Source organism: Pseudomonas sp. TTU2014-080ASC (genome assembly GCF_001446935.1).
GTDB lineage: Bacteria > Pseudomonadota > Gammaproteobacteria > Pseudomonadales > Pseudomonadaceae > Aquipseudomonas.
In genome coordinates, this window is sequence record NZ_LKKK01000011.1 from 113,515 (window position 1) to 137,431 (window position 23,917).

Genomic DNA, 23,917 nt, shown 5'->3' on the forward strand with positions numbered 1-23,917 from the left:
GCCTCAATGGGTGCGGGTGACTTTGCTCAGGTGTTTCGGGGTGTCTGGGTTCATGCCGCGGGCTTGAGCGAGGTTGGCGGCCATGACGTAGAAGCTCTGAATCGCCAGAATCGGATCGAGCAGCGGGTGGGCGGCACATACTAAGTCTAGGTCGCGTTCGACAATGTCATCCGGTGCGGCCAGCAGAACCTTGGCACCGCGCTGGCGCATGTCGGCGGCCAGCGCCAGTAGGCCTGCCTGTTCCGGGCCGCGTGGGGCGAAAATCAGCATCGGGTAGTGCTCATCCACCAGCGCCATTGGGCCGTGACGGACTTCTGCACTGCTGAAGGCTTCGGCCTGAATGGCGCAGGTCTCTTTGAACTTCAGTGCAGCCTCCTGAGCGATGGCAAAGCCAGTGCCGCGTCCGATCACCAGCAACCGCTGGCTGTCACGCAGGGTCGCAATGGCTGGACTCCAGTCCAGTTTTGCGGCCAGCCTTAGGTCATCCGGAAGGCGCTCACCCGCAGCCAGCAGGTTGCTGTCGTCGGACCAGTACGCAACCAGGCGGGCGGCGGCGCTAAGCGTGGCGATAAAGCTTTTGGTGGCCGCGACACTGATTTCCGGGCCTGCACTGAGCGGCAGGGTGAGTTCGCTGGCTGCTTCCAGAGGCGAGTCCGGCGCATTGACCAGCGACAGACTCAGCGCACCGCGCTCACGTAGGGTGCGCAGAGTGTCGATGAGGTCCGGGCTCTGGCCTGACTGAGAGAAGGCCACGGCAACCTGACCGGCTGCACGTAAGGGGGCGCGATGCAGGGTCACAAGCGACATGGGCAGTGAGGCCACCGGCACGCCGAGCAATTGCATGCTCAGGTAGGCAAAGTAGTTGGCGGCATGGTCAGAGCTGCCGCGGGCAACGGTCAGGACAACAGCTGGCTCTGACTGTCTCAGGCGCTGCGTGAGGCCTTGCAATATCGGGTCTATAGCCTTGAGCTGGCGGCTGACAACGTCCGCACAGGAGAGGGCTTCTTCCAGCATAAGTGAGGTCAATGAGTGGCTCCTTCCACGAAAACAGCTTGCAATTGTAAGTGTCTGTCCAGTTGCACAATGTCCGCCCAGGCACCCGGCTCCAAGCGGCCACGGTCAGTCAGGCCAAGATAATCGGCAGGGAATTGCGAGAGGCGTTGTGAGGCTTCACTTAAGGGCAGGCCGATCTGCACCAGATTGCGCAGCGCCTGATCCATGGTCAGGGTGCTACCCGCAAGCGTGCCATCAGCCAAGCGGACGCCGCCTAAGCATTTGTTGACGGTATGGCTGCCCAATTTGTATTCGCCATCTGGCATGCCTGCTGCCGCCGTTGAGTCGGTCACGCAGTACAGGCAGGGGATTGAGCGCAGTGCTACGCGAATCGCACCGGGATGCACATGCAGCAGATCTGGTATCAGTTCGGCATAGCGGGCGTGGGCCAGTGCTGCCCCGACAATGCCGGGTTCACGGTGATGCAAGCCGCTCATAGCGTTGTACAGATGGGTGAAGCTGGTGGCTCCGGCCTCCAGAGCGGCTACGCCGTCTTCATAGCTGCCGAGGGTGTGGCCGATCTGCAGGCGAACGCCGCGCGCGGTCAGTTCTCGGATCAGCGGCAGGTGTCCGGCAATTTCGGGGGCAATGGTGATCACCCGAATCGGGGCGCGGCGCAGCAGGTCGTCCACTTCGTCCAGCAAGGCAGCGTGAGCAAAGTTAGGTTGCGCGCCGAGTTTTCCGGCGTTGATGTAGGGCCCTTCAAGGTGCACACCCAGTACCCGTGCGCCGCCCTCCAGCGGTGCTTTGCAGAATTCGCCGAGCTGGCTGAGAACTGCAGCAATCTCGGCTTTGGGGGCGGTCATAGTGGTGGCGAGTAAAGAGGTGGTGCCAAAGCGGCGATGGGTGCGGGTAATGCTGGCGTAGGCATCGCGGCCTTCCATGATGTCGCGACCGCCACCACCGTGTACGTGCAGGTCTATAAAACCGGGGAGCAAATAGGGCGCGTCGTTATCGTCCGGGTTGCAGGGCGTGCCTTCGATGCGCTCGATGCGCCCGTCGGCTATATGCAGGCGTCCGGCGATCCAGCCCTGTGCGGTGAGTATGTTGCCTTCGAGCATAGCGGCTCCGTGGGGGATCAACGCCGCAGCTCTGCGACGAAATCGTAGTAATCGTTACGGCAGTAAGTTTCTGTCAGTTCTATTGGCGTGTTGTCTTCCAGGAAGCCGGTCCGGGTCATCAGCAGCATGGCGGTGCCAGGCTCGATACCGACCATTCGCGCATCGGTGGCTGAGGCATTGATCGCGCTGACATGTTGAAGCGCTCGCACCACCGGGCGGCCGATGGCGTCAAGGTATTCATACAAAGAGTCGCCGATGGCCTGCGGGTCAGGCAGCAAACGTGCTGGAATGGTGCTCAGCTCAATGGCCATCACCACGCCGTCTGCTTTGCGCAGGCGCTTCATGCGTACCACTTTTTCGGTTGGCGATAGGCTCAGGCGGATCAGTTCGGTATGGCTGGGATGGTCAATGCTGCGTTTGATCCAGCTGGAGCTGGGCTTAAAACCTTTGCGCCGGAGCATCTCGCTGAAACTGCTCAGGCGTGAAAGGGGCTGCTCCATGCGTGGGGTGATGTAGGTGCCTGAGCCTTGGTTGCGGCGAATCAGGCCTTGGTCGAAGAGAACTTCCATGGCCTTGCGAGCGGTGACGCGGGAGATTCCGAGCGCTTCACTCAGGTTGCGCTCCGAAGGCAGTGCCTCTTCTGCTTTCCATTGGCCGGCGTGGATAGCGTTTTCGATATTGCGGGCCAATTGCAGGTACAGCGGGGTGTGGTGGGTGCCGTCAGGGCGAAGCGTCAGTAACAGATCGATCGCATGTTTCATGGGCGCGCCAGATCCTTCTCGGCAGTGTTGTGGTCGTCGAAGCTAATACCACTCCAATACCAGGTCAATGCCAATTTTTCTGATTTGATGATGTTGGAATAGGCGTGCGAGAACTGCTTCTTGTTTTTGGTTCTAAGTGTCTAAATCAAGTGTTTGATCGCTAAAAGAAAAACGCCGCCCTGGGAGCAGAGCGGCGTTTTCAAGAAGGCAGGTTAAGGCGACAGCTGGTATTAGGCTGGTGTGATTAGGGTCTGATTTCGATCAGGGTACCGTCTTTGACCAGATTCCAGACTTCGCGCATGTCGGTGTTCTTCATGGCGATACAGCCCTCTGTCCAGTCCAGGGTATGGAAATACCATTCCGGGTATTCCTCATCCAGCGGGGTGCCGTGGATCATGATCATGCCGCCGGCCGAGACCCCCTTGCTGCGGGCTTGGGCCTGATCGCGGGCGTTGGGATAGGAGATGTGCATGGATAGGTTGAAGTTGTCGCTGGGCTTGCGCCAGTCAATCCAGTAGAAGCCTTCGGGCGTACGCATATCACCCTCACGCTCTTTGGGACCTTTAGGCTGCTTGCCCAGGGAGATGCGGTAGCTTTTCAGCGTATTGCCACGGCTGAGCAAATGCAGTTTACGTTCAGATTTGACCACCAGAACTTTATCGATAACCGAGCCCCTGAGAGTGGGCGTCGTAGTGGCCTGGGCCGTCAGGCAGAGGCTCATGCAGATCAGTGCGAACAACCAGCGCATTGTAGATTCCGTGGTTCAGGTAGTTTTTTTGTAGTGCCCACGCAGTGCAGCAAGTGGCTCATTACGGACTGGAAATTGGTGATGGTGTCGATCAGAAAAGTAGCATTCTAAGGTACGGCCGATGGTAGGAAAAGCCAGCTCTGACCAGGGGATCTCGTGTTCGTGAAACAGCCTGACATCGAGGCTTTCTTCTCCGGCGCTAAAGTCCAAGTCCACCAGCTCGGCGCGAAACAGCATATACACCTGATTGATATGTGGCAGGTCGAACAGGGTATAGAGGCTCAGATTGCGTACACGGGCGCAGGCTTCTTCATGGGTTTCCCTGGCCGCAGCCTGTTCTAGGGTTTCACCGTTTTCCATGAAGCCGGCAGGCAAGGTCCAGAATCCCAGGCGGGGCTCGATGGCGCGACGACACAGCAGCACTTGCTCCTCCCAGATTGGCAGGCAGCCGGCGATGATGCGCGGGTTTTGATAGTAGATGGCGCCGCACTGGCTGCAAACGTGGCGCAGACGGTTGTCCCCGGCGGGAATAAGCTGGTGGATCTGGCCACCGCAGTTGCTGCAAAACTTCATGTGCGATCCTCTGTGCGTACGTCGCTATCTTGGCTTGAGGCCCGGGGGGCGACAAGTGGCGGTCGTCCTGCCGTGGATCATGCTTGGGAGGAAGCCAGGGCTGGGCCGTACATGGGTTTCATGCCATTATCCGTACACTTAAAAACGCTGAGATTCTCCATGCTGGATGATTTGCTTCATCGCTTGCGCAATTACAGCCCCCATCTCTTGCCGTTCAATCAGGATTATCCCGAGGCTGCCGTGTTGGTGCCGATAACCCGCAGTGACGACCCAGAGATTGTGCTGACGCTGCGTGCCAGTGGCCTATCCACCCATAGTGGTGAGGTGGCCTTTCCTGGCGGGCGTCGTGACCCTGAGGACCTAGATCTGGTGCATACAGCCCTGCGTGAGGCGCAGGAGGAAATCGGTCTGCCGCCAGGGTTAGTGGAGATGGTTGCGCCATTGAGCACGCTGGTGTCCCGGCACGGTATTCAGGTGACTCCGTATGTCGGAGTTGTTCCGGACTTTGTTGAATATCAGCCCAATGACGGCGAAATTGCCGCTGTTTTTGCGGTACCCCTGACGTTTTTCCGTGCGGATCCCCGGGAAACGACCCACCGAATCGACTATCTGGGCCGCAGTTGGTATGTGCCGAGTTATCGCTTTGGTGAGTATAAAATCTGGGGGTTGACTGCAATTATGGTGGTCGAGCTGGTCAATCTGGCTTTTGATGACGTGCATATTGATATGCACCAACCGCCTGAACATTTCATCAAGCTGTCCTGAGGCAGCCGAGGAATTACGCATGAAGTACAGCCTGGGGCCGTCCCGTGTAGAGACTCATCCTGAAAGCTGGGTTGCACCCAATGCAACGCTGGTGGGTAAGGTGAAGCTTGAGCAGGGCGCAAGCGTGTGGTTTAACGCGGTGCTACGTGGGGATAACGAGCTGATTCACATCGGTGAGAACAGTAATGTGCAGGACGGTTCGGTGATGCACACCGACATGGGCTTTCCGTTGACGCTGGGCAAAGGCGTGACCATAGGCCATAAAGCCATGCTGCATGGTTGCACCGTGGGTGACTACAGCCTGATCGGCATCAATGCGGTCATCCTCAATGGCGCAAAAATCGGCAAGCATTGCATCATCGGGGCAAATACTCTGATCGCCGAAGGTAAAGAGATTCCGGATGGCTCGCTGGTAATGGGCTCGCCGGGTAAGGTGGTGCGTGAGTTGAGCGAGCCGCAAAAGAAAATGCTTGAAGCCAGCGCTGCTCATTACGTCCATAACGCACAGCGCTATGCCCGTGATCTGGCCGAGCAGGGGGAGTGATGGAACAGGAACGTCCGGTGGCCTCACCCTGTGTGCATGTGTGTGCACTGGATGACCACGATATCTGTACCGGCTGCCAGCGCACGGCAGCCGAAATTACCCAATGGGGTCGTATGGACAACACGGAGCGCCGGGCGGTGCTGATGCGTTGTCATGAGCGTGCCAAGGCCCAGGGCATTCTGCTTTAACCTGTTATTTATTGATCTGCTGAGGAATATCCATGTCCCGTATTGGAACCCCGTTGTCTCCAAGTGCAACCCGTGTACTGCTGTGTGGCTCGGGTGAGCTGGGTAAAGAAGTGGTGATTGAGCTTCAACGCCTTGGGGTGGAAGTGATTGCGGTTGACCGTTATGCCAACGCACCGGCCATGCAGGTTGCTCATCGCAGCCACGTGATCAACATGCTGGACGGCGACGCCCTGCGTGCCGTGATCGAGCAGGAAAAACCGCATTACATCGTTCCTGAGATTGAAGCCATCGCCACCGCCACGCTGGTTGAGCTGGAAAACGAAGGCTATACCGTGATCCCTAGCGCCCGTGCCGCACAGCTGACCATGAACCGTGAAGGTATCCGTCGCTTGGCTGCCGAAGAGCTGGGGCTGCCGACTTCGCCGTACCGTTTTGCCGATTCCTTTGAGGAGTGCAAGGCGGCGGTCGAGGCTATTGGCTTCCCGTGCCTGATTAAGCCGATCATGAGCTCTTCAGGTAAAGGTCAGTCGGTTCTGAAAAGCATTGATGATCTGCAAACTGCCTGGGAGTACGCCCAGGCCGGTGGCCGTGCCGGTAAAGGCCGGGTGATCGTGGAAGGTTTTATCGATTTCGATTACGAAATCGCGCTGCTGACCGTGCGTCATGGCAGCGGCACCAGTTTCTGTGCGCCGGTCGGGCACCGTCAGGTCAAGGGCGACTACCAGGAATCCTGGCAGCCACAGCCGATGAGCCCGAAAGCGCAGGCTGAGGCCGAGCGCATTGCCTTGGCTGTAACAGGCGCGCTGGGTGGTCGTGGTCTGTTCGGTGTTGAGCTATTCGTCAAAGGCGATCAGGTGTGGTTCTGCGAAATCTCCCCGCGTCCGCACGACACCGGTCTGGTGACCCTGATTTCTCAGGATCTGTCCGAGTTCGCCCTGCATGCCCGCGCAATCCTTGGCTTGCCGATTCCGGTGATCCGTCAGTTCGGTCCATCTGCATCGGCTGTGGTGCTGGTTGAGGGTGAATCCACGCAAGTCAGCTTCGGTAATCTCGGCGCAGCCTTGGCTGAGCCAGACACCATGCTGCGTTTGTTCGGCAAGCCAGAAGTCAGCGGCCAGCGCCGTATGGGCGTTGCACTGGCTCGTGACGAGTCGCTTGAGCTGGCGCGCGCTAAGGCAACCCGCGCCGCGCAAGCGGTTAACGTCGAGCTGTAAGGCGTTAGCTCCGTTCCGTGCGAACGTATGTCTGGTGGGCGAAGTTGTTGGTGCTGGCTCCGCTGGCTCTTCCTTTAGCCGTCTATACGCGTCGCACGGCACTGCGCCTGCCGCCTGCTGAAGGTCCGCAGACTGGTGTGGCGGGGGCTGAAAAGACTGGCGAGCCTTTGCGCTTGCTGGTGCTGGGCGAGTCAACGGTAGCCGGAGTTGGTGTCACTATCACCAGTTTCGCGTTGGCTGCGCAGTTGGCAGAGGCGTTGACTGCGCGCACTCAGCGCCCTGTTTGTTGGCGGGCGTGCGGTGAAAACGGGATCACCGTTGCGCAGGCCCGTTCACGACTTCTGCCAGAAGTGTTGGATCAGCCTACTGATTTGGCACTGCTGGTGTTCGGGGTCAATGACACCACCCATCTCACGTCTGTGCATCGTTGGGTTGCCGAACAGGCAGCGCTGGCCGAAGCGTTGCACGCTCGGGGCGTCAAGGTTGCTTTCAGTGGCGTGCCCCCTCTGCAGCATTTTTCGGCATTGCCATGGCTGCTGAGGTATCTACTTGGAGGGCGTGGTGCCTTGCTGGATACCGCGCTTAAACGGTTGGCCGGCAGGCTGGGTGTGCGCCATATGCCGATTCAGCTGGAGTTCTCTCAGGCTTATTTAGCTGAGGATGGCTTTCACCCGTCGGCGCTTGGTTATCGCGTGTGGGCGCAGAATCTGGCTGAAAGGATGTCCGAGGACGTGTAAGTGGGGAAGTGGCGGGCAGCGCCCGCCCTTGACTCAGACGTGCAGGATAAATTCGCGAACCAGCTTGCTGCCGAAATAAGCCAGCATCAGCAGGCAGAAGCCAATCAGTGTCCAGCGAATAGCCTTGTGACCGCGCCAGCCTAGTTGATGGCGGCCCCACAGCAGTACAGCAAACAGAACCCAAGCGAAGCAGGAGAAGAAGGTCTTGTGCGCCAGATGCTGGGCAAACAGGTCGCTGACAAACAGCGCGCCGGATAGCAATGACAGCGACAGCAGAATCCAGCCCGCCCATAAAAAGCCGAACAGCAGACTCTCCATGGTTTGCAGGGGAGGGAAGTTTTTGATCAGGCGCGACGGATGCTTATGTTTGAGCTGATAGTCCTGCAGTAACACCAGCAGTGATTGGAATACGGCAATGGTCAATAGCCCATAAGCTGTAATCGAGAGCAGGATGTGGGCGAGAATTCCCGGCTCCTCATCAATCAGCTGGGTTGTACCTACTGGCATGAATTGGGCGGAAAGAACGGTTAGCAGTCCCAGCGGGAACATCAATACCAGCAGGTTTTCCACGGGGATTCTGGAGCATGCCAGCAGAGTAATGAGAATCATCGCAGCGGCAATCAGGCTGGCTGCGTTGAAAAAGTCCAGTGACAGGCTGTTACCAGCAAACATCTGCATCGACAGGCTGCCTGCGTGCAGCAACAGCGCAAGGATACCGACTGAGATCAGCAAGGGTTTATTGATCGGCTTGCCTTGTTTCAAGTGCAGGCCCTGGTAAATGGTCGCGCCGGCATAAAGGCAAGCGGAGGCGAGGCTAGGAAGCAGAGAATCCATAAATCGTAATCTGACAAACCTGAAAAGAAATCAGTGTGGCATACAACGCAAGTCTCACGAAAGCGTCAGGCGGTGTCCGATGTCACGAGTCTTCGCTATAATCCGCGACCTGTTGCAAGCCCACCCTCGGCTCCGGAGAGTCTGAAAGGAACGCGCATGTTCGAAAATTTAACTGACCGCCTCTCGCAGACCCTGCGAAATGTAACTGGCAAAGCCAAACTCAGCGAAGACAACATCAAGGATACGCTACGCGAAGTGCGCATGGCCTTGCTGGAAGCTGACGTTGCTCTGCCTGTGGTCAAGGACTTTGTTAATAAGGTCAAAGAGCGTGCCGTCGGCACTGAAGTGTCGAAAAGCCTGACGCCTGGTCAGGCGTTCGTGAAGATCGTCCGTGCCGAGCTTGAAGAGCTGATGGGCGCAGCTAACGAAGATCTCGCGTTGAATGCGGCACCACCAGCTGTTGTACTGATGGCAGGCCTGCAGGGTGCAGGTAAGACCACCACAGTAGGCAAGCTGGCCCGCTTCCTGAAAGAACGCAAAAAGAAGTCCGTACTGGTGGTGTCGGCTGACGTTTACCGTCCGGCTGCGATTAAACAGCTCGAAACCTTGGCTGGCGAAGTTGGCGTAACCTTCTTCCCGTCTGATATCAGTCAGAAGCCGGTGGCGATCGCTGAGGCGGCAATCCGCGAAGCCAAGCTCAAGTTCATTGATGTGGTGTTGGTCGATACCGCAGGTCGTCTGGCCATTGATGCCGATATGATGGCTGAAATTCAGGCACTGCATGCGGCTATCAAACCTGTCGAAACCTTGTTTGTGGTTGATGCCATGACCGGCCAGGACGCCGCCAATACGGCTAAGGCGTTCAACGATGCGCTGCCGCTGACGGGTGTGGTGCTGACTAAGGTCGACGGTGATGCCCGTGGCGGTGCGGCACTGTCTGTGCGCCACATCACTGGCAAACCGATCAAATTCATTGGTATGGGCGAGAAAAGCGAAGCGCTTGATCCGTTCCATCCGGACCGTATCGCCTCTCGCATCCTTGGTATGGGGGACGTGCTCAGCTTGATTGAGCAGGCCGAGCAGACCCTGGATCGTGAAAAAGCCGAGAAGCTCACGAAAAAACTGAAGAAGGGTAAAGGCTTCGATCTTGAAGACTTCCGCGACCAGCTTCAGCAAATGAAAAACATGGGTGGCCTCGGCGGGCTCATGGACAAACTGCCCCAACTGGGCGGCATGAATCTGGCGCAAATGGGTAATGCCCAAGGTGCGGCAGAGAAACAATTCAAACAAATGGAAGCCATCATCAACTCGATGACTCCGGCTGAGCGTCGCGATCCCGACATCATTAGCGGTTCGCGCAAGCGCCGAATTGCCATGGGTTCGGGGACTCAAGTGCAGGATATCGGTCGCTTGATCAAGCAGCACAAGCAGATGCAGAAGATGATGAAGAAATTCACTGCCAAAGGTGGCATGGCCAAAATGATGCGCGGCATGGCTGGAATGATGCCGGGTGGTATGCCCAAGCTGTAACTGGCAGTAATACGGGTTGCTGCTGTGATGTGGTGCACGCCACTTCACGGTTGCAGCCTGCATATCGCGGGGCTTTTAAAAAGAGATTTGCAAAAGCCCGGATAATCCTTAGAATATGCGGCCTTTCGGGCCTAGCGCCCTATGCTTGCATTTTTGTTTTGCAGCAACGACTACAGGAACGAAGTTCAATGGTAACCATCCGTCTTGCCCGTGGCGGCTCTAAAAAGCGCCCATTTTACCACCTGACCGTGACCAACAGCCGCAATGCGCGCGATGGTCGCTTTGTAGAGCGCATCGGTTTCTTCAACCCGATCGCTTCGGGTGCAGAAGTTAAGCTGTCCGTAAACCAAGAGCGCGCTGCTTACTGGCTGAGCCAGGGTGCACAGCCGTCTGAGCGTGTTGCTCAGCTGCTCAAGGAAGCTGCTAAGGCTGCTGCCTAAGCATTATGAGCATGACGCCAGCTCCCGCTGAGGAACTCGTAGTCCTCGGCAAGATTGTTTCGGTGTATGGCGTGAAAGGTGGCGTGAAGGTGTACTCCTTTACTGAACCTTTGACTAACGTGCTCAATTACCCTCGCTGGACGCTTAGGCGTGAAGGCGAGGTTAAGCAAGTTGAGTTGGCCAGTGGACGTTTGCACGGCAAAGTCCTGGTAGCCACGCTGAAGGGCCTTGATGATCGCGAAGTGGCTCGTACCTTCGCCGGATTTGAGATTTGTGTACCCCGCAGTGAGCTGCCGGATCTGAGCGACGGCGACTACTACTGGTATCAGTTGGAAGGTCTTAAGGTCATCAATCAAGACGGGCAGCTGCTCGGCAAAGTTGATCATCTGTTTGAGACCGGTGCCAACGATGTAATGGTGGTTAAGCCTTGCATCGACAGTTTGGATGATCGTGAGCGCTTATTGCCCTATACCGAGCAATGTGTGTTGTCGATTGATCTTGCTGCCGGCGAAATGCGGGTTGACTGGGATGCGGACTTCTAAGCCTGATGGCCAATTTGCGCGTTGAAGTCATTACGCTGTTCCCGGAAATGTTTGCCGCCATTAGTGAATATGGCATCACCAGCCGGGCGGTGAAGCAGGAGCTGTTACAGCTGACCTGCTGGAATCCGCGCAGCCACACCACTGACCGTCACCACACTGTGGATGATCGGCCCTTTGGTGGTGGCCCAGGGATGGTGATGAAGATCAAGCCGCTTGAAGATGCTCTGCTTGATGCAAAGCAGGCTGCAGGTGGTGCGGCAAAGGTAATTTACCTGTCGCCGCAAGGTCGCCAGCTGACACAGTCAGCCGTACGCGAACTGGCTAATGAGAGTGCCTTAATTCTCATTGCAGGCCGCTACGAAGGCATTGATGAGCGTTTCATTGAGACGTACGTCGATGAAGAATGGTCGATCGGGGATTACGTCCTGTCCGGCGGTGAGCTTCCGGCCATGGTCCTGATCGACGCGGTAACGCGCCTATTGCCTGGTGCATTGGGTCATGCCGATTCAGCCGAGGAGGACTCCTTTACGGATGGACTGCTCGACTGCCCGCACTACACCCGACCTGAGGTGTACGAGGGAAAACGTGTTCCTCAAGTGTTGCTTAGTGGCAACCATGAACACATCCGGCGTTGGCGTTTACAGCAGTCCTTAGGTAGGACCTGGGAACGTCGCGCTGATCTTCTGGATAGCCGCTCGCTTTCTGGAGAAGAGAAGAAGCTGCTGGAGGAATACATCCGCCAGCGGGACGATAGTTAACGTATCGATGACCGGCTAAGGCCTGTCTTAGGAGCGCAGCATGACCAACAAGATTATTCAGCAGATCGAAGCTGAACAGATGAACAAAGAAATCCCGGCTTTTGCTCCGGGTGACACCGTAATCGTTCAGGTTAAAGTGAAAGAAGGCGACCGTCAGCGTCTGCAGGCTTTCGAAGGTGTTGTTATTGGCAAGCGCAACCGTGGCCTGAACAGTGCGTTCACTGTTCGTAAAATCTCCAACGGTGTTGGCGTTGAGCGTACTTTCCAGACTTACAGCCCGCTGGTTGACAGCCTGACTGTTAAGCGTCGCGGTGACGTACGTAAAGCCAAGCTGTACTACCTGCGTGACCTGTCTGGTAAGGCAGCTCGCATCAAGGAAAAACTGAACTAAGTTCAGTCTTCCGACAAAAAGCAGCCTACGGGCTGCTTTTTGCGTTTCTGGGCGGTGGAAATCTAGTCGTGGACTTGGCTGCCGTATCAACTGTTTGGCGGGCAGGGAAGGTCGCACGACTTATCAGGTGTAATGCAATGACCCCAAGAGAGCAGGAAATTCAGCGCCGCTGTGCGCTGTCTGAAACCCGTGTCACTAAGGCAGTTTTTCCGCCGACGACCAATCACCACAACACCTTATTTGGCGGGACCGCGCTGGCCTGGATGGACGAGGTGTCCTTTATTGCTGCAACCCGTTTCTGTCGCCTGCCTCTGGTTACGGTTTCTTCGGACAGAATTGACTTCAAGCACGCGATTCCAGCGGGATCGATTGTCGAGTTAGTCGGGCGCGTTGTTTCTGTGGGTAATACCAGCCTGAAGGTCGAGGTCGAAGTCTTTGTAGAGAGTATGAGTAGCGACGGGCGTGAACGTGCCATTCATGGCATCTTTAGCTTTGTCGCTATCGATGAAAACAAAAAACCAGTGCCGGTATTACCGGTTTGACGGTGTTAATGCCCTAACGGTTTAGGGTGACTCTCAATGAGGCTTGGGACAGGTCGATATCATGCAGGCTCAGATTGCCGAAGGACTGATTCTGTCCGGCTCCTGCCACGCGGATATTGTCGAACTTCAGTTCGCCAATCGAGCTGGGCAACCTGACATTGACCGAGCCGTCGGCATTGATAGTTGAGGTGAGTTTACTGATGTCGTACTGAACATCTTTCATCGAGACTTCGGCTTCAAGGTTGTTGAGGACCGGCATCACCAGTTTGCTGAGTTTTGCAACGGTGCTCAGGCCGCTTCCGCCTTCAGCTTGCAAGAGCAATCCCTGCAATGCGTCGTCTAGGCCCTGGGCACTAACTTCGCTCATTTCAAGATCGCTCAGCGGGCGCAGGCCTGAGAGGTGATCCTGCTGGCTGAACGCGGTCTCGGTGTCCGGCGTGCTGGCATAGATGATCTGGAATGGGCTGAGCAGTGCGGCCACTAGCGTTGCAGCCAAGCGCAGATTGGTCTGTTTACTCAGGGCTTTCTTGAGTTGTCGCTCGGTAAGCAGGCCCTGCTCGATCAGGATTTCACCCAGCCGTTTGTTGCTGGTTAGCTGAATGGTAATGGCGGCGTCAAGTTGTTGCCGGGTGATCAGACCTTTATTGATCAGAATCTGGCCAAGACGAGAGTGCTGATGTTTGGACATCGGAAGGGCCTTGTTGTGCAGTAATAGCATGATGCAATCATCGTCCGGCCTTGCTGCTTTGTCACCGAACCAAGGATAGGGTATTGCCTGAAATTTGATCAAAATGCTTATAAAAAGTAAGGCTTTTAGTCGGGCTGAAGTTCTACCGGACTAGATTGAATGAGAGCTCTGATGGACACTGCCCCGCACTGTCTGCTGAGAAATACTGATGTCCGCAATTGATCACCCCTTAATTGACCGTTTTCTTGAAGCACTGTGGCTGGAGAAAGGCCTTTCAGCTCATACCCGCGCGGCTTACCGAAGTGATTTGGCTTTGTTTAATGGCTGGCTCGAGCCCAGAGGTGTGGGGCTCAGAGAGGCAGGCCGCGAGGTGATTCTCGATCATCTAGCCTGGCGTATGAATGAAGGTTACAAGGCACGTTCTACAGCACGCCTGCTGTCGGGTTTGCGGGGCTTCTACCGCTATCTTTTACGCGAGCAGCTGATTACTCAGGATCCCACCTTGCAGGTGGATCTTCCGCAGCTAGGACGACCATTGCCTAAGTCGCTGTCGGAGGCTGATGTTGAGGCGCTTTTAGCTGCGCCTGACTTAGATGATCCGGTGGGGTTGCGTGATCGAGCAATGCTGGAGGTCCTGTACGCCTGTGGTTTGCGGGTGAGCGAACTGATCGCACTGACCTTTGAGCAGGTGAACCTGCGTCAGGGCGTATTGCGGGTATTCGGTAAGGGCAGCAAAGAGCGCCTGGTTCCGTTGGGTGAAGAGGCGATTAGCTGGATAGAGCGTTACTGCAAGGAGGCGCGGCCATTCTTGCTGGATGGCAAACCGAGCGATGTGCTGTTCCCAAGCTTGCGCGGCGAGCAGATGACCCGTCAGACCTTCTGGTACCGGATCAAGCACCAGGCCAAAGTGGCGGGGATCAGCAAGAGTCTGTCGCCGCATACGCTGCGTCATGCCTTTGCCACCCATTTGCTCAACCATGGTGCAGACCTGCGCGTGGTGCAGATGCTGCTGGGGCACAGTGACTTATCCACAACTCAGATTTACACGCACATTGCCCGTGCGCGCTTACAGGAGCTTCATTCCCAGCACCATCCGCGGGGGTGATGTTGCCGTTTGTGTCGCTGTTATCGGCCTGACGGGGCTTCTATGGTAGGCTGTGAGGATTTAACGAATGGCTCATTGCGACAGGAGAGTTTATGTTTTCAAAGCGCTTTGCACTGGCATTGGCTATGGGGCTGGTCAGTAGTGTTTCTGTCGCAGCCACTCCGGATGAAGCGATCCGCAAGACACTCAATGCTCTGGACCCTAATTTGCCGGTTCAGGCGATCGCTGAAAGCCCGATGAAAGGCGTTTACCAGATTGAGCTTAGCGGTGGTCGTCAGCTTTACACCAGCGCCGATGGCCAGTTTCTGTTGCAGGGGTATATGTATCAGGTCAAAGACGGTAAGGCCGTCAACCTGACCGAAGCAGCAGAGAGCCGCGGTGTTGCTAAAGAGATTGCAGCCATTCCTGCCTCTGAAATGGTGGTCTTTCCTGCTAAGGAAACCAAAACGCACATTACGGTCTTCACCGATACAGATTGTGGCTATTGCCAGAAGCTTCACTCAGAAGTACCTGAGTTGAACCGTTTGGGCGTGGAGGTTCGCTATGTGGCCTTCCCGCGTCAGGGGTTGCAGAGTGACGCAGCCAAAGAGCTGGTCAGCGTTTGGTGCGCCAAGGATCGCCAGCAGGCCATGAACCTGGCTAAAACCCGCCAGCCGGTTCCGGAGGCAACCTGTGACAACCCGGTTGCTAAACAGTATGAGCTTGGGCAGTTGGTTGGCGTATCCGGAACACCTGCGATTGTTCTGGCCAATGGCAGGCTGATTCCGGGGTATCAGCCTGCACCGCAACTGGCCAAGGTGGCGATTGAGGCTGGTAAGTAACCAGCCCGAGTTGTCGATTGACTAATAAACAGCCGCTTCGTAATGTGCGGCTCTTTTTCGACGGCCGGAGCTTGCTCCGGCCGTTTTATGCAGTACGGATGGGGAGTTCAGTGTGAAACCGGTCAAAGTAGGCATCTGTGGGTTGGGAACCGTTGGTGGCGGTACCTTTAATGTGCTCAAGCGCAACGCCGAGGAAATTGCTCGCCGTGCTGGGCGCGGTATTGAAGTGGTGCATATTGCTATGCGCTCTCAAAACCCTCAGTGCGATATTACCGGTACGCCGACGACCGCTGATGTTTTCGATGTCGTTAATAACCCCGAAGTCGAAATCGTTGTTGAGCTCATCGGCGGTTATACCGTGGCCAAGGATCTGGTGATCAAGGCGATCGAGAACGGCAAACATGTAGTGACAGCCAACAAAGCGCTGATCGCCGTGCACGGTAATGAAATTTTCGCCCTGGCCCGTGAGAAGGGGGTGATTGTTGCCTTTGAGGCCGCTGTTGCTGGCGGTATCCCGGTGATCAAAGCGATCCGTGAAGGTCTGGCGGCCAACCGTATCAACTGGCTGGCTGGGATCATCAACGGCACCGGTAACTTTATTCTGAGTGAAATGCGTGAGAAGGGCCGCACCTTTGATGACGTGCTGGCTGAAGCGCAGGCGCTGGGTTATGCCGAGGCTGACCCGACTTTTGACGTTGAAGGCACTGATGCCGCGCACAAGCTAACCATCCTGGCTTCGATCGCGTTTGGTATTCCGCTGCAATTTGAAAAGGCTTACACCGAAGGCATCACCAAGCTGACCACTGCTGATGTGAACTATGCAGAAGCGCTGGGCTATCGCATCAAGCACCTCGGTGTAGCACGTCGCACTGAGGCTGGAATCGAGCTGCGTGTTCACCCAACGCTGATCCCGGCTGACCGCCTGATCGCCAATGTTAACGGTGTGATGAATGCGGTGATGGTTAACGGTGATGCGGCAGGCAGCACGCTGTTCTACGGTGCTGGTGCCGGTATGGAGCCGACTGCTTCTGCCGTAGTAGCTGATCTGGTCGACGTGGTGCGGGTGATGACCTCTGATCCAACCAACCGCGTTCCGCACCTGGCCTTCCAGCCGGACGCATTGTCGGATCATCCGATCCTGCCAATCGAAGCCTGCGAAAGCGCATACTATCTGCGCATTCATGCCAAGGATCGCCCAGGCGTACTGGCCCAAGTGGCAAGCATCATGTCGGCTCGCGGTATCAACATCGAGTCGATCATGCAGAAAGAAGTTGAGGAGCAGGATGGTCTGGTGCCGATGATTCTCGTCACTCACCGCGTAGTGGAAGCGCAGATCAACGAAGCCATCAATGCCCTTGAGGCGCTTGATGACGTTGTGGGCAGTGTTGTGCGCATCCGCGTAGAGCAGCTCGGCTAATTACCCGATAACCGCAGGTGATTGCACCTGCGGTTTAAAGTTTCGAATCAAAGGTTTGCTTCTATGCGTTATATCAGTACCCGTGGTCAGGCCCCGGCCCTGAATTTTGAAGACGTGCTGCTTGCTGGTCTGGCCAGCGACGGCGGCCTGTATGTGCCGGAAAATCTGCCGCGCTTTACTCAGGAGGAGATCGCCTCCTGGGCTGGCCTGCCGTATCACGAGCTGGCGTTCCGTGTTATGCGCCCGTTTGTTGAAGGCAGCATTCCAGACGCTGACTTCAAGAAAATCCTCGAAGAAACCTACGCAGTGTTTGCCCACAACGCTGTGGCACCGTTGCGTCAGTTGAATGGCAATGAATGGGTGTTGGAGCTGTTCCACGGTCCGACCCTGGCGTTCAAGGACTTTGCCCTGCAGCTGCTCGGCCGCCTGTTGGATTACGTGCTGGCCAAGCGCAACGAGCGTGTGGTGATCATGGGGGCGACATCCGGTGATACCGGCTCGGCTGCGATTGAAGGCTGCAAGGCGTGCGAGAACGTCGACATCTTCATCATGCACCCGCACAACCGTGTGTCTGAGGTGCAGCGTCGCCAGATGACCACCATTCTGGGCGACAACATTCACAACATCGCCATCGAAGGCAACTTCGATGACTGCCAGGAAATGGTCAAGGCCAGCTTTGCTGATCAGGGCTTCCTGAAAGGTACTCGCCTGGTTGCAGTGAACTCGATCAACTGGGCGCGGATCATGGCCCAGATCGTTTACTACTTCCACGCGGCACTGCAGCTGGGTGGCCCGGCGCGCTCCATCGCGTTCTCGGTGCCGACTGGCAACTTCGGCGACATCTTTGCCGGTTACCTTGCGCGTAACATGGGCCTGCCGATCAGCCAACTGATCGTCGCCACTAACCGCAACGATATCCTGCACCGCTTCATGAGCGGCAACCAGTATGTGAAGGAAACTCTGCATCCGACGTTGTCGCCATCGATGGATATCATGGTTTCGTCCAACTTCGAGCGTCTGTTGTTCGACCTGCACGGTCGCAATGGCGCTGCTATTGCTGGTCTCATGGATACCTTCAAGCAGGGCGGCGGTTTCAGCGTGGAGCAAGATCGCTGGACTGAAGCGCGCAAGCTGTTCGACTCGCTGGCTGTTGATGATGAGCAGACCTGCGAAACCATCGCTCAGGTGTACAAAGAGTGCGGTGAGCTGCTGGATCCGCACACTGCCATTGGTGTACGCGCTGCCCGCGAATGCCGCCGCAGTTTGGCTACACCGATGGTGACGCTGGGTACTGCACATCCGGTCAAGTTCCCGGAAGCGGTTGAAAAGGCAGGTGTGGGTCAGGCTCCGGCACTGCCAGCGCATCTGACCGATCTATTTGAGCGCGAAGAGCGTTGCACTGTGTTGGCTAACGACCTGAAAGCCGTGCAGAGCTTTGTTGCTCAGCACGGTAATCGTGGTAAGCCGCTCTAAGTAGCGTTAAATAGAAAAGGCCGGTTACCGTGAGGGACCGGCCTTTTTTGTGCCTTCCATTTTTAGTTTGAAGCTGTCAGTGCCACCGTATTTTCGTAGCGTAAAGGGCCGTGTTGTTCTTGCGCTTCGTAGGTGGCGAAGTGAATGTCCTGAACCGTCATTCGTAACGGCGTCGAAGGTATCTGTTGCAGGCGTTCGATGAGGTGTTCGCGTTGCACGCTCTGGCGATACAGGCCCAAGGTCAGGTGTGGCACGTAATGCGTTTGGCGGATTTCATTACTGAGAGTATCCAACTTATCCCTGATCGCTTGCAGGTGTTGGCCTGGGTCAGTAACCCGCAAGTAAGCGGCGCTGCTGAAACTGTCTGCGCGGCCAATTTCCAGTTCGAATGACGGGTAATGCAGTGGCTCCAGCGCTGCACGTTGTGCGCTTAACTGACCATGCGTGAAGTCATCATCATGTTGCTGGTCGTCAGCCATAAAGCCGCAAACAAACAGGGTGATATGTGCCTGGCGCTGGCCATGTGGGTGCAGCCAATCGCCGAGGACTTCACGCGCTTGCTGGATGCGCGACAGCACTGCCGGTTCGTTAACCGTGATTACCCAAACACCGTAACGCCTACGGCCTTTATGCCATTCAGGGTAATCCCGCAGCTCGCAGGCGAGGGTGTGTTGCCAGTTGTGCGGCATCAGATTGCGCCGCTGCTTTTCAACTGGCTGATCTGCTCCGGGCTGTAGCCCAATTGGCTGAGGATGCTGTGGTTGTGCTCACCCAGCTCTGGGCCGATCCATTCAACTTCACCCGGCGTATCGCTGAGTTTAGGTACGATGCCTGGCATTTTGAATGTCTTACCATCCGGCAGTTTGCTGGACAGGAGCATGTCCCGAGCCAGAAATTGCGGGTCGCTGAACATATCTTCCACGCTGTAAATACGGCTGGCCGGCACTTCCGCCTGCTGTAGGGTGGCCATGACCTGATCCAGTGGCAGGCTGTTGACCCAGCGATCAATCACGCCATAGAGCTCGTCCCGGCGTTGGTCACGGCCATCGTTGCTGGCCAGGTCCGGCGCGTCTGCCAGATCATTGCGGCCGATGGCCTGCATAAAACGTTTGAAGATCGCATCACCGTTGGCGCCAATCTGAACGTGCTTACCATCTGCGCTGGTGTGGATGGAGGAGGGTGTAATGCCGGGCATGATGTTGCCGGTGCGCTCGCGGATAAAACCCATGACGTCGAATTCGGGGACCATGGATTCCATCATGGCGAAGATGGCTTCGTAGAGCGCCACATCCACCACCTGACCTTTGCCACCGTTGACTTCGCGCTGCCGCAGGGCCATTAGCGCACCAATGACGCCCCACAGTGAGGCAATAGAGTCGCCGATGGAGATGCCGGTGCGTACTGGCGGACGATCCTCGAAACCTGTGATGTAGCGCAGCCCGCCCATGGATTCGCCGACAGCGCCAAAGCCTGGCTGATCCTTCATCGGGCCGGTCTGGCCGAAGCCGGACAGGCGCACCATAACCAAATTAGGGTTTAACGCATGGATCACATCCCAGCCCAGGCCAAGTTTTTCCAGCACGCCGGGTCGGAAGTTTTCGATCAGGATGTCTGCATCCGCGAGCAGCTTTTTCAGAATGTCACGGCCGGATTCGTGCTTGAGGTTAAGCGTGAGGGATTGCTTATTACGCGCCTGAACAAACCACCACAGTGATGTGCCTTCATAAATCTTGCGCCACTTACGCAGCGGGTCACCACCATCGGGGGATTCGACCTTAATGACCTCAGCACCAAATTCGGCGCAGATTCGCGAGGCAAACGGCCCGGCGATCAGCGTGCCCAGTTCAACCACTTTCAGGCCTGCGAGGGGTTTGTTAAGCGTTGCCATCATGACTCCGGTGAAGATTAGCTTGGAGCATTATGCCATTGGCTCAGCACCGGCATATTGAAATGCTGGCAGCAGCATAAAGAACGGGTGCCATCAGGCACCCGCTTTAGTGACAGCGTAGGGTTAAGTTTAGGCGCTAGCTGCAGGCACCCTCATCATTCCAGACCCTGCCGCTGCCTTCGCCTCCGGTGAAGGAGGGGTTGCCTGGCTCGTTGCCTTGAGTCCACCAGCGGGCAGTGTAAATGTGGCCTTTGTGGCTCACTTTATTGCCGCCTTGGTAGGCCGTTTTGGCGCTCCATGGAGTTTGACACCCAGACGGTTGCTCCCCGGTTTCTGCGCTGACCGTCACGGTGTGCTCTTTGAATACGCTCTGTTTGCCGTTGCTGAGTTCAAGTTTGAAGCGGTAGCTGGTGTTCTGCGAGGCCTTAGGAGCGATGAATGACAGTTCTGGACCGGTGGCCTTGAAGCTCAGGTTTGGACTGACACTCCAGCGGTATTGCAGGGGTTGACCTGTCGGCTCGCTGGAGCCTGAGGCATTCAGAGTCACCTGCTGCCCGGCTTTGGCACTGGTTACGCCGCTGATCTTGGCTATCGGCAGGGCTGGGGCAGTGCTGTTCTCGCACGGGCCCATGTCTTTCCAGACCTTGCCGCTACCGTCTGCACCAGTTACAGCTGGATTGCCGGGCTCGCTGCCTTTGATCCACCAGCGGGCCATATAGAGGCGACCTTTGTGCTGGACCAGGTCATTTTCCGAATAGGATTTTTTGGCGTCCCACGGGGCGGAGCAGCTAGTGGCTGTAGCACTGGCTTTTACCAGTACATCGTGGCTGGTGGTGCTGGTCTGTTTGCCGTTACTCAGCTTCAGGGTGAAACGGTAGCGAGTGTCTGTGTTTAGTTTGGGAGCGATGAAGTTCAGGAGCGGGCCGTCGATGCTGAAGTCTACGTTTGGCGAGGCCTTCCAGGTAAAGTCCAGGGCATGGCCTTTAGGGTCCGTTGATGCAGAAGCGTCCAGCGTTACCTGTTGCCCTGCATTGGCTTCTTTAGCGCCGTGGATCACTGCTGTTGGCGGCAGTACGGTTTCCATAGGGCTGAGACTCGCAGATTTTACTTCATCGTCAGCGCTGAATTCGCCACTGGAGAGCAAGGTCCACGGGCCGTCAGCACTTGCGCCGGCAAACACCTGGTAGGCCTTAATGTTGCCGTTCATGCTCTTATCCTGACGGGGCAGGTAGTGCAATTGAGAGAAACGTGTCTCCTGACCTAGGTCGATCACCAGTTGGTGGGGATAACTTGTGCCGTTTGCAGAGGCCCAAAAGGTCGCCGTGCTACCGTCGAAGATGTTGCTGGCAGCCGCCCCGCTCATGGTGCTGCTGGCTGAGTGGATCTGCCAGTTACGCGGCAGTGATTTGCCATGGGCATCGGCCAGGTGCAGTTCAGCGATGCTGGCAGTTGGCGAGCCATCTATCGATGAGTTGGCGACCAGTCGAACATAGCGGGCCTGAACCGTTTCGTTTTTTTGCGCATACGCCTGGCCGTCGACAACCATATTGATAAAGGCCTTGTTCGGCTCACCCTGTAGAGCCAGGTACCAACGCCCCGCTTGCGGGTTGTCGACCGACAGTACGGCATTACCGCTTAACCTCGAGCGATAGTCGTAGTCACTGCTGCTGGGTTGGCTGCCCTTTTTCAGGAGGAATTGGACTTTGTTCATCGACTCGTTAAGCGGGCCCTGCATTGTGCTTAACAGTAAGCGTTGGGTGCCAGCCGGTACGTCCAGCGTGAAATGGCGGACTTGGTTTTTAGCCAGATCCAGGGTTGTGTGCAGTAGTGATGTTGGTTGTTCATCTTCCAGGGGAACCACTGCGGGGGCGTAAGCTGAAGCCTTTGCCGCGTTTTCGCGCCAGACGCGCGCCATGTTGGCTGTTCGTGCATCCCCAAGCGGCACGCCTTGTGTGTCTAGTACATCGGGGTTGGAGTAGTAGGGGACTTGGTTGCCGCAGAGAATGGTCTTCACGCGTCCGTTGGAGTAGCCAAATCGGTAGCTTGAGCCGTCAGAACAATGGTGGCCGCCTATGTTATGAGCGACTTCATGACGAAAGACGATAGGCCGGTTGATGTAGTTAATCGAATAGCGGCCATTCACGTTGCCCCAACCGACTGCAGTGTCTTGATCAGGAATGCCGCTCACAAAGCTTGCGACCAAGTCAGGGCTGTACTGGCGGATGCCTTGAGCAAACATGCTCCGGACCTGCTTGAGTGAGCTTGTGGTGATGGGCATATCATTCGGGACAATCTGCACACCTACCAAGCGTAAGCGAACCCCCTCAACCAGCGACTGCTTCAGCGAGCGGTTCACTGCAACGACTTGAGTCAGGGCATAGGCTTCAGGGTCACCAATAAACTCGGCAGATTTATTCGAGAAACCGGCCAGCAGGTCGATCACAATCTCGCCTAAGCGGCTGCGGTCGACTTGATAACTAAGCTGCCCGGTGCGTGACAGGCGTTGGCTGGGTTGAGCGTCCTGCGGTTCGTCGACCGAGTCGTGAGCGTGCTCGTTGGGCATGGCGCCAGTGAAGCGTAGCAGCGTCTGTTGCCCGTCCGCAGTGCCACGAATAATGGCGTTGGCCTGTGGCATCAGGGCGATAAAACTGCCGTCAGGGCGGCTGGCGATGATCGCGTCATCTTCCACTGGCTGACTACGTTTGAGCAAAATGGTTTTACCGACCATGACCTGCATGTCTGCGTACTGATCTGTTGGGCTTGGTATTAGGTTGCGGATACTCAGACCGGTCTGTTGGCGCAGCAACTCGGTAGCGACCTCGCCGCCAGTGCGGGTGTTATTGTTGAGAGCGGCGAGGTTCAGGAAGTTGCCCGTCATTACGATTTGGTTCTGGGCGGCTTGGATTGGCTCGGGTTGCACGTGTGCCAGCGCGTCGCTGCACAGCGGAATGAAGAGAGCAGCTGTAAGTCCGGCGCTGCGAAGGCCGGTGGCACGGGCGAGTGCACTTAAGGTGAAACGATGCATGGCAATTCCTGTTGCATACGGCCACACCTTTGCTGATCGCAATCGACAAAGCTGGGCTGGGTTAGTGTTCGTTTGGAAAGTGCCGGCGCGGGCATCTTAGGCAGGGGACGTGCCTGTGTATATCGGCTGCAGGTCTTTTAGTATCCGTACGAAGAGGGGGAGAGCGACGTAACGGGGCGGCAACTTTCAGGTATTTCGCGGTAGACTTGCGCCCCTTATCTGATCAATCAAGAAGCTCCGTCCATGGCCCTGCCGTCTACCACCTACAAAATCGAACTGAACCTGACTGACATGGATCGCAATGTTTACGAAAACTTGCGTTTCACGGTGGCCCGCCATCCTTCGGAAACTGAGGAGCGGCTGGCAGCGCGGCTGGTGGCTTATGCGTTGTTCTATCACGAGCAACTGGCGTTCGGTCGCGGCCTTTCCGATGTGGATGAGCCTGCGTTGTGGGAAAAAAGCCTGGATGACCGTGTGTTGCACTGGATTGAAGTTGGTCAGCCGGACAGCGAGCGTATGACCTGGTGCTCGCGCCGTACTGAGAAGTTCAGTCTGGTGGCCTACGGCAACTTGCGCGTGTGGCAGACCAAAGAGTTGGATCCAGTGCGCACCCTGAAAAACATCAACGTGGTGGCCCTGGGGCAGGAAGCGCTGGCTGCGCTGGCCGAAGACATGCCGCGTTCCCTGAGTTGGAGTGTGATGATCAGCGACGGTGAGATGTTTATCACTGATGAACGCGGTCAGCACGAGCTGCCGTTGGAGTGGCTGATCGGCGAACGTTAATTTCGCTTTAGCGTCATTTAAGTGCAGGTCCATCTT

The 23,917-nt window shown here is 56.5% G+C and carries 26 protein-coding genes; 16 read left to right on the forward strand and 10 right to left on the reverse strand.

The window, feature by feature from the left end; translation table 11 throughout:
* Positions 1-3: 3 nt before the first annotated feature.
* The 5 genes from AO726_RS10850 to AO726_RS10870 all read right to left on the reverse strand — a co-directional run bounded on the left by AO726_RS10850 (position 4) and on the right by AO726_RS10870 (position 4,196).
* A complete protein-coding gene (locus tag AO726_RS10850) occupies positions 4-1,026 on the reverse strand; it encodes an SIS domain-containing protein (protein ID WP_152987280.1) in 1,023 nt (340 codons plus the stop codon).
* Positions 1,023-2,114 carry an N-acetylglucosamine-6-phosphate deacetylase gene (gene nagA, locus AO726_RS10855; protein ID WP_058068106.1) on the reverse strand — a complete coding sequence of 364 codons (1,092 nt, stop codon included), beginning with the start codon at positions 2,112-2,114 and terminating at the stop codon, positions 1,023-1,025. Before nagA ends, AO726_RS10850 begins: the two co-directional genes overlap by 4 nt.
* Positions 2,115-2,131: 17 nt before the next feature.
* Entirely contained in the window at positions 2,132-2,875 is a 744-nt protein-coding gene (locus tag AO726_RS10860; RefSeq protein ID WP_152987281.1) for a GntR family transcriptional regulator, read from the reverse strand.
* A 244-nt stretch (positions 2,876-3,119) separates the two neighbouring features.
* Positions 3,120-3,623 carry a L,D-transpeptidase family protein gene (locus tag AO726_RS10865; RefSeq protein WP_058068107.1) on the reverse strand — a complete coding sequence of 168 codons (504 nt, stop codon included), beginning with the start codon at positions 3,621-3,623 and terminating at the stop codon, positions 3,120-3,122.
* 15 nt (positions 3,624-3,638) lie between these two features.
* Positions 3,639-4,196, reverse strand: coding sequence for an NUDIX hydrolase (locus tag AO726_RS10870; RefSeq protein ID WP_058068108.1), 558 nt, complete (start codon positions 4,194-4,196; stop codon positions 3,639-3,641).
* A 159-nt stretch (positions 4,197-4,355) separates the two neighbouring features.
* Between AO726_RS10870 and AO726_RS10875 the strand changes: the two genes are divergently transcribed.
* The 5 genes from AO726_RS10875 to AO726_RS10895 are packed head-to-tail and all read left to right on the forward strand — an operon-like array spanning position 4,356 to position 7,644.
* Positions 4,356-4,961 (forward strand): CoA pyrophosphatase, encoded by a 606-nt coding sequence (locus AO726_RS10875; RefSeq protein WP_058068109.1) that lies wholly within the window; start codon positions 4,356-4,358, stop codon positions 4,959-4,961.
* Between the two features lie 19 nt (positions 4,962-4,980).
* Entirely contained in the window at positions 4,981-5,505 is a 525-nt protein-coding gene (locus AO726_RS10880; RefSeq protein ID WP_058068110.1) for a gamma carbonic anhydrase family protein, read from the forward strand.
* Positions 5,505-5,693 carry a DUF1289 domain-containing protein gene (locus AO726_RS10885; protein ID WP_058068111.1) on the forward strand — a complete coding sequence of 63 codons (189 nt, stop codon included), beginning with the start codon at positions 5,505-5,507 and terminating at the stop codon, positions 5,691-5,693. Before AO726_RS10880 ends, AO726_RS10885 begins: the two co-directional genes overlap by 1 nt.
* Before the next feature lie 32 nt (positions 5,694-5,725).
* Positions 5,726-6,907: a formate-dependent phosphoribosylglycinamide formyltransferase gene (gene purT / locus AO726_RS10890; protein WP_058068112.1), complete on the forward strand. Its 1,182-nt coding sequence runs from the start codon at positions 5,726-5,728 to the stop codon at positions 6,905-6,907.
* Positions 6,908-6,924: 17 nt separating this feature from the next.
* Positions 6,925-7,644: an SGNH/GDSL hydrolase family protein gene (locus AO726_RS10895; RefSeq protein WP_058068113.1), complete on the forward strand. Its 720-nt coding sequence runs from the start codon at positions 6,925-6,927 to the stop codon at positions 7,642-7,644.
* A gap of 33 nt (positions 7,645-7,677) precedes the next feature.
* On the opposite strand, the gene AO726_RS10900 is transcribed toward AO726_RS10895, so the two are convergent.
* Positions 7,678-8,478, reverse strand: coding sequence for a cytochrome C assembly family protein (locus AO726_RS10900; protein WP_058068114.1), 801 nt, complete (start codon positions 8,476-8,478; stop codon positions 7,678-7,680).
* A 156-nt stretch (positions 8,479-8,634) separates the two neighbouring features.
* On the opposite strand from AO726_RS10900, the gene ffh reads away from it, so the two are divergent.
* From ffh to AO726_RS10930, 6 genes are all read left to right on the forward strand, one after another.
* The gene (ffh, locus tag AO726_RS10905; RefSeq protein WP_058068115.1) at positions 8,635-10,008 is read left to right on the forward strand and encodes a signal recognition particle protein; all 1,374 of its coding nucleotides are present in this window, start codon (positions 8,635-8,637) and stop codon (positions 10,006-10,008) included.
* Between the two features lie 188 nt (positions 10,009-10,196).
* Positions 10,197-10,448 carry a 30S ribosomal protein S16 gene (gene rpsP, locus AO726_RS10910; RefSeq protein WP_009867795.1) on the forward strand — a complete coding sequence of 84 codons (252 nt, stop codon included), beginning with the start codon at positions 10,197-10,199 and terminating at the stop codon, positions 10,446-10,448.
* 5 nt (positions 10,449-10,453) lie between these two features.
* Positions 10,454-10,990 carry a ribosome maturation factor RimM gene (gene rimM / locus AO726_RS10915; protein WP_058068116.1) on the forward strand — a complete coding sequence of 179 codons (537 nt, stop codon included), beginning with the start codon at positions 10,454-10,456 and terminating at the stop codon, positions 10,988-10,990.
* Positions 10,991-10,995: 5 nt separating this feature from the next.
* Positions 10,996-11,748, forward strand: coding sequence for a tRNA (guanosine(37)-N1)-methyltransferase TrmD (gene trmD / locus AO726_RS10920; protein ID WP_058068117.1), 753 nt, complete (start codon positions 10,996-10,998; stop codon positions 11,746-11,748).
* A gap of 40 nt (positions 11,749-11,788) precedes the next feature.
* Positions 11,789-12,139: a 50S ribosomal protein L19 gene (gene rplS / locus AO726_RS10925; RefSeq protein WP_058068118.1), complete on the forward strand. Its 351-nt coding sequence runs from the start codon at positions 11,789-11,791 to the stop codon at positions 12,137-12,139.
* A 137-nt stretch (positions 12,140-12,276) separates the two neighbouring features.
* Positions 12,277-12,681 (forward strand): acyl-CoA thioesterase, encoded by a 405-nt coding sequence (locus AO726_RS10930; protein ID WP_058068119.1) that lies wholly within the window; start codon positions 12,277-12,279, stop codon positions 12,679-12,681.
* A 13-nt stretch (positions 12,682-12,694) separates the two neighbouring features.
* Here AO726_RS10930 and AO726_RS10935 read toward each other — a convergent pair whose 3' ends face one another.
* Positions 12,695-13,369, reverse strand: a complete 675-nt coding sequence (locus AO726_RS10935) for a hypothetical protein (RefSeq protein WP_058068808.1) — start codon at positions 13,367-13,369, stop codon at positions 12,695-12,697.
* Positions 13,370-13,577: 208 nt separating this feature from the next.
* Here AO726_RS10935 and xerD point away from each other — a divergent pair, with 208 nt between their 5' ends.
* The 4 genes from xerD (at position 13,578) to thrC (ending at position 18,185) form a co-directional block, all read left to right on the forward strand.
* The gene (gene xerD / locus AO726_RS10940) at positions 13,578-14,474 is read left to right on the forward strand and encodes a site-specific tyrosine recombinase XerD (protein ID WP_058068120.1); all 897 of its coding nucleotides are present in this window, start codon (positions 13,578-13,580) and stop codon (positions 14,472-14,474) included.
* A 92-nt stretch (positions 14,475-14,566) separates the two neighbouring features.
* Positions 14,567-15,295: a thioredoxin fold domain-containing protein gene (locus AO726_RS10945; RefSeq protein WP_058068121.1), complete on the forward strand. Its 729-nt coding sequence runs from the start codon at positions 14,567-14,569 to the stop codon at positions 15,293-15,295.
* A gap of 112 nt (positions 15,296-15,407) precedes the next feature.
* Entirely contained in the window at positions 15,408-16,712 is a 1,305-nt protein-coding gene (locus tag AO726_RS10950) for a homoserine dehydrogenase (RefSeq protein WP_058068122.1), read from the forward strand.
* A gap of 63 nt (positions 16,713-16,775) precedes the next feature.
* Positions 16,776-18,185: a threonine synthase gene (gene thrC / locus AO726_RS10955; RefSeq protein WP_058068123.1), complete on the forward strand. Its 1,410-nt coding sequence runs from the start codon at positions 16,776-16,778 to the stop codon at positions 18,183-18,185.
* Between the two features lie 62 nt (positions 18,186-18,247).
* Here the strand turns inward: thrC and AO726_RS10960 are convergent, their stop codons facing one another.
* The 3 genes from AO726_RS10960 to AO726_RS10970 form a co-directional block, all read right to left on the reverse strand.
* Positions 18,248-18,874 (reverse strand): 2'-5' RNA ligase family protein, encoded by a 627-nt coding sequence (locus tag AO726_RS10960; protein WP_058068124.1) that lies wholly within the window; start codon positions 18,872-18,874, stop codon positions 18,248-18,250.
* The gene (locus tag AO726_RS10965) at positions 18,874-20,073 is read right to left on the reverse strand and encodes a CaiB/BaiF CoA transferase family protein (RefSeq protein ID WP_058068125.1); all 1,200 of its coding nucleotides are present in this window, start codon (positions 20,071-20,073) and stop codon (positions 18,874-18,876) included. The genes AO726_RS10960 and AO726_RS10965 overlap by 1 nt, the downstream gene beginning before the upstream one ends.
* A gap of 136 nt (positions 20,074-20,209) precedes the next feature.
* Positions 20,210-23,098, reverse strand: a complete 2,889-nt coding sequence (locus AO726_RS10970) for a discoidin domain-containing protein (RefSeq protein WP_058068126.1) — start codon at positions 23,096-23,098, stop codon at positions 20,210-20,212.
* Between the two features lie 243 nt (positions 23,099-23,341).
* Between AO726_RS10970 and AO726_RS10975 the strand changes: the two genes are divergently transcribed.
* Complete coding sequence (locus AO726_RS10975; RefSeq protein ID WP_058068127.1) at positions 23,342-23,881, forward strand: YaeQ family protein; 540 nt, start codon at positions 23,342-23,344, stop codon at positions 23,879-23,881.
* Positions 23,882-23,917 lie beyond the last annotated feature (36 nt).

What these genes read in the sequence shown, in the direction of transcription:
- AO726_RS10975 (WP_058068127.1), top strand. Translation starts at nt 23,342, where the DNA reads ATGGCCCTGCCGTCTACCACCTACAAAATCGAACTGAACCTGACTGAC.
- trmD (WP_058068117.1), top strand. Translation starts at nt 10,996, where the DNA reads ATGGCCAATTTGCGCGTTGAAGTCATTACGCTGTTCCCGGAAATGTTT.
- thrC (WP_058068123.1), top strand. Translation starts at nt 16,776, where the DNA reads ATGCGTTATATCAGTACCCGTGGTCAGGCCCCGGCCCTGAATTTTGAA.
- AO726_RS10875 (WP_058068109.1), top strand. Translation starts at nt 4,356, where the DNA reads ATGCTGGATGATTTGCTTCATCGCTTGCGCAATTACAGCCCCCATCTC.
- AO726_RS10935 (WP_058068808.1), bottom strand. Translation starts at nt 13,369, where the DNA reads ATGTCCAAACATCAGCACTCTCGTCTTGGCCAGATTCTGATCAATAAA.
- AO726_RS10900 (WP_058068114.1), bottom strand. Translation starts at nt 8,478, where the DNA reads ATGGATTCTCTGCTTCCTAGCCTCGCCTCCGCTTGCCTTTATGCCGGC.
- AO726_RS10970 (WP_058068126.1), bottom strand. Translation starts at nt 23,098, where the DNA reads ATGCATCGTTTCACCTTAAGTGCACTCGCCCGTGCCACCGGCCTTCGC.
- AO726_RS10865 (WP_058068107.1), bottom strand. Translation starts at nt 3,623, where the DNA reads ATGCGCTGGTTGTTCGCACTGATCTGCATGAGCCTCTGCCTGACGGCC.
- AO726_RS10930 (WP_058068119.1), top strand. Translation starts at nt 12,277, where the DNA reads ATGACCCCAAGAGAGCAGGAAATTCAGCGCCGCTGTGCGCTGTCTGAA.
- AO726_RS10880 (WP_058068110.1), top strand. Translation starts at nt 4,981, where the DNA reads ATGAAGTACAGCCTGGGGCCGTCCCGTGTAGAGACTCATCCTGAAAGC.
- nagA (WP_058068106.1), bottom strand. Translation starts at nt 2,114, where the DNA reads ATGCTCGAAGGCAACATACTCACCGCACAGGGCTGGATCGCCGGACGC.
- AO726_RS10860 (WP_152987281.1), bottom strand. Translation starts at nt 2,875, where the DNA reads ATGAAACATGCGATCGATCTGTTACTGACGCTTCGCCCTGACGGCACC.
- rpsP (WP_009867795.1), top strand. Translation starts at nt 10,197, where the DNA reads ATGGTAACCATCCGTCTTGCCCGTGGCGGCTCTAAAAAGCGCCCATTT.
- AO726_RS10960 (WP_058068124.1), bottom strand. Translation starts at nt 18,874, where the DNA reads ATGCCGCACAACTGGCAACACACCCTCGCCTGCGAGCTGCGGGATTAC.
- AO726_RS10885 (WP_058068111.1), top strand. Translation starts at nt 5,505, where the DNA reads ATGGAACAGGAACGTCCGGTGGCCTCACCCTGTGTGCATGTGTGTGCA.
- xerD (WP_058068120.1), top strand. Translation starts at nt 13,578, where the DNA reads ATGTCCGCAATTGATCACCCCTTAATTGACCGTTTTCTTGAAGCACTG.
- ffh (WP_058068115.1), top strand. Translation starts at nt 8,635, where the DNA reads ATGTTCGAAAATTTAACTGACCGCCTCTCGCAGACCCTGCGAAATGTA.
- rplS (WP_058068118.1), top strand. Translation starts at nt 11,789, where the DNA reads ATGACCAACAAGATTATTCAGCAGATCGAAGCTGAACAGATGAACAAA.
- AO726_RS10945 (WP_058068121.1), top strand. Translation starts at nt 14,567, where the DNA reads ATGTTTTCAAAGCGCTTTGCACTGGCATTGGCTATGGGGCTGGTCAGT.
- purT (WP_058068112.1), top strand. Translation starts at nt 5,726, where the DNA reads ATGTCCCGTATTGGAACCCCGTTGTCTCCAAGTGCAACCCGTGTACTG.
- AO726_RS10965 (WP_058068125.1), bottom strand. Translation starts at nt 20,073, where the DNA reads ATGGCAACGCTTAACAAACCCCTCGCAGGCCTGAAAGTGGTTGAACTG.
- AO726_RS10870 (WP_058068108.1), bottom strand. Translation starts at nt 4,196, where the DNA reads ATGAAGTTTTGCAGCAACTGCGGTGGCCAGATCCACCAGCTTATTCCC.
- rimM (WP_058068116.1), top strand. Translation starts at nt 10,454, where the DNA reads ATGAGCATGACGCCAGCTCCCGCTGAGGAACTCGTAGTCCTCGGCAAG.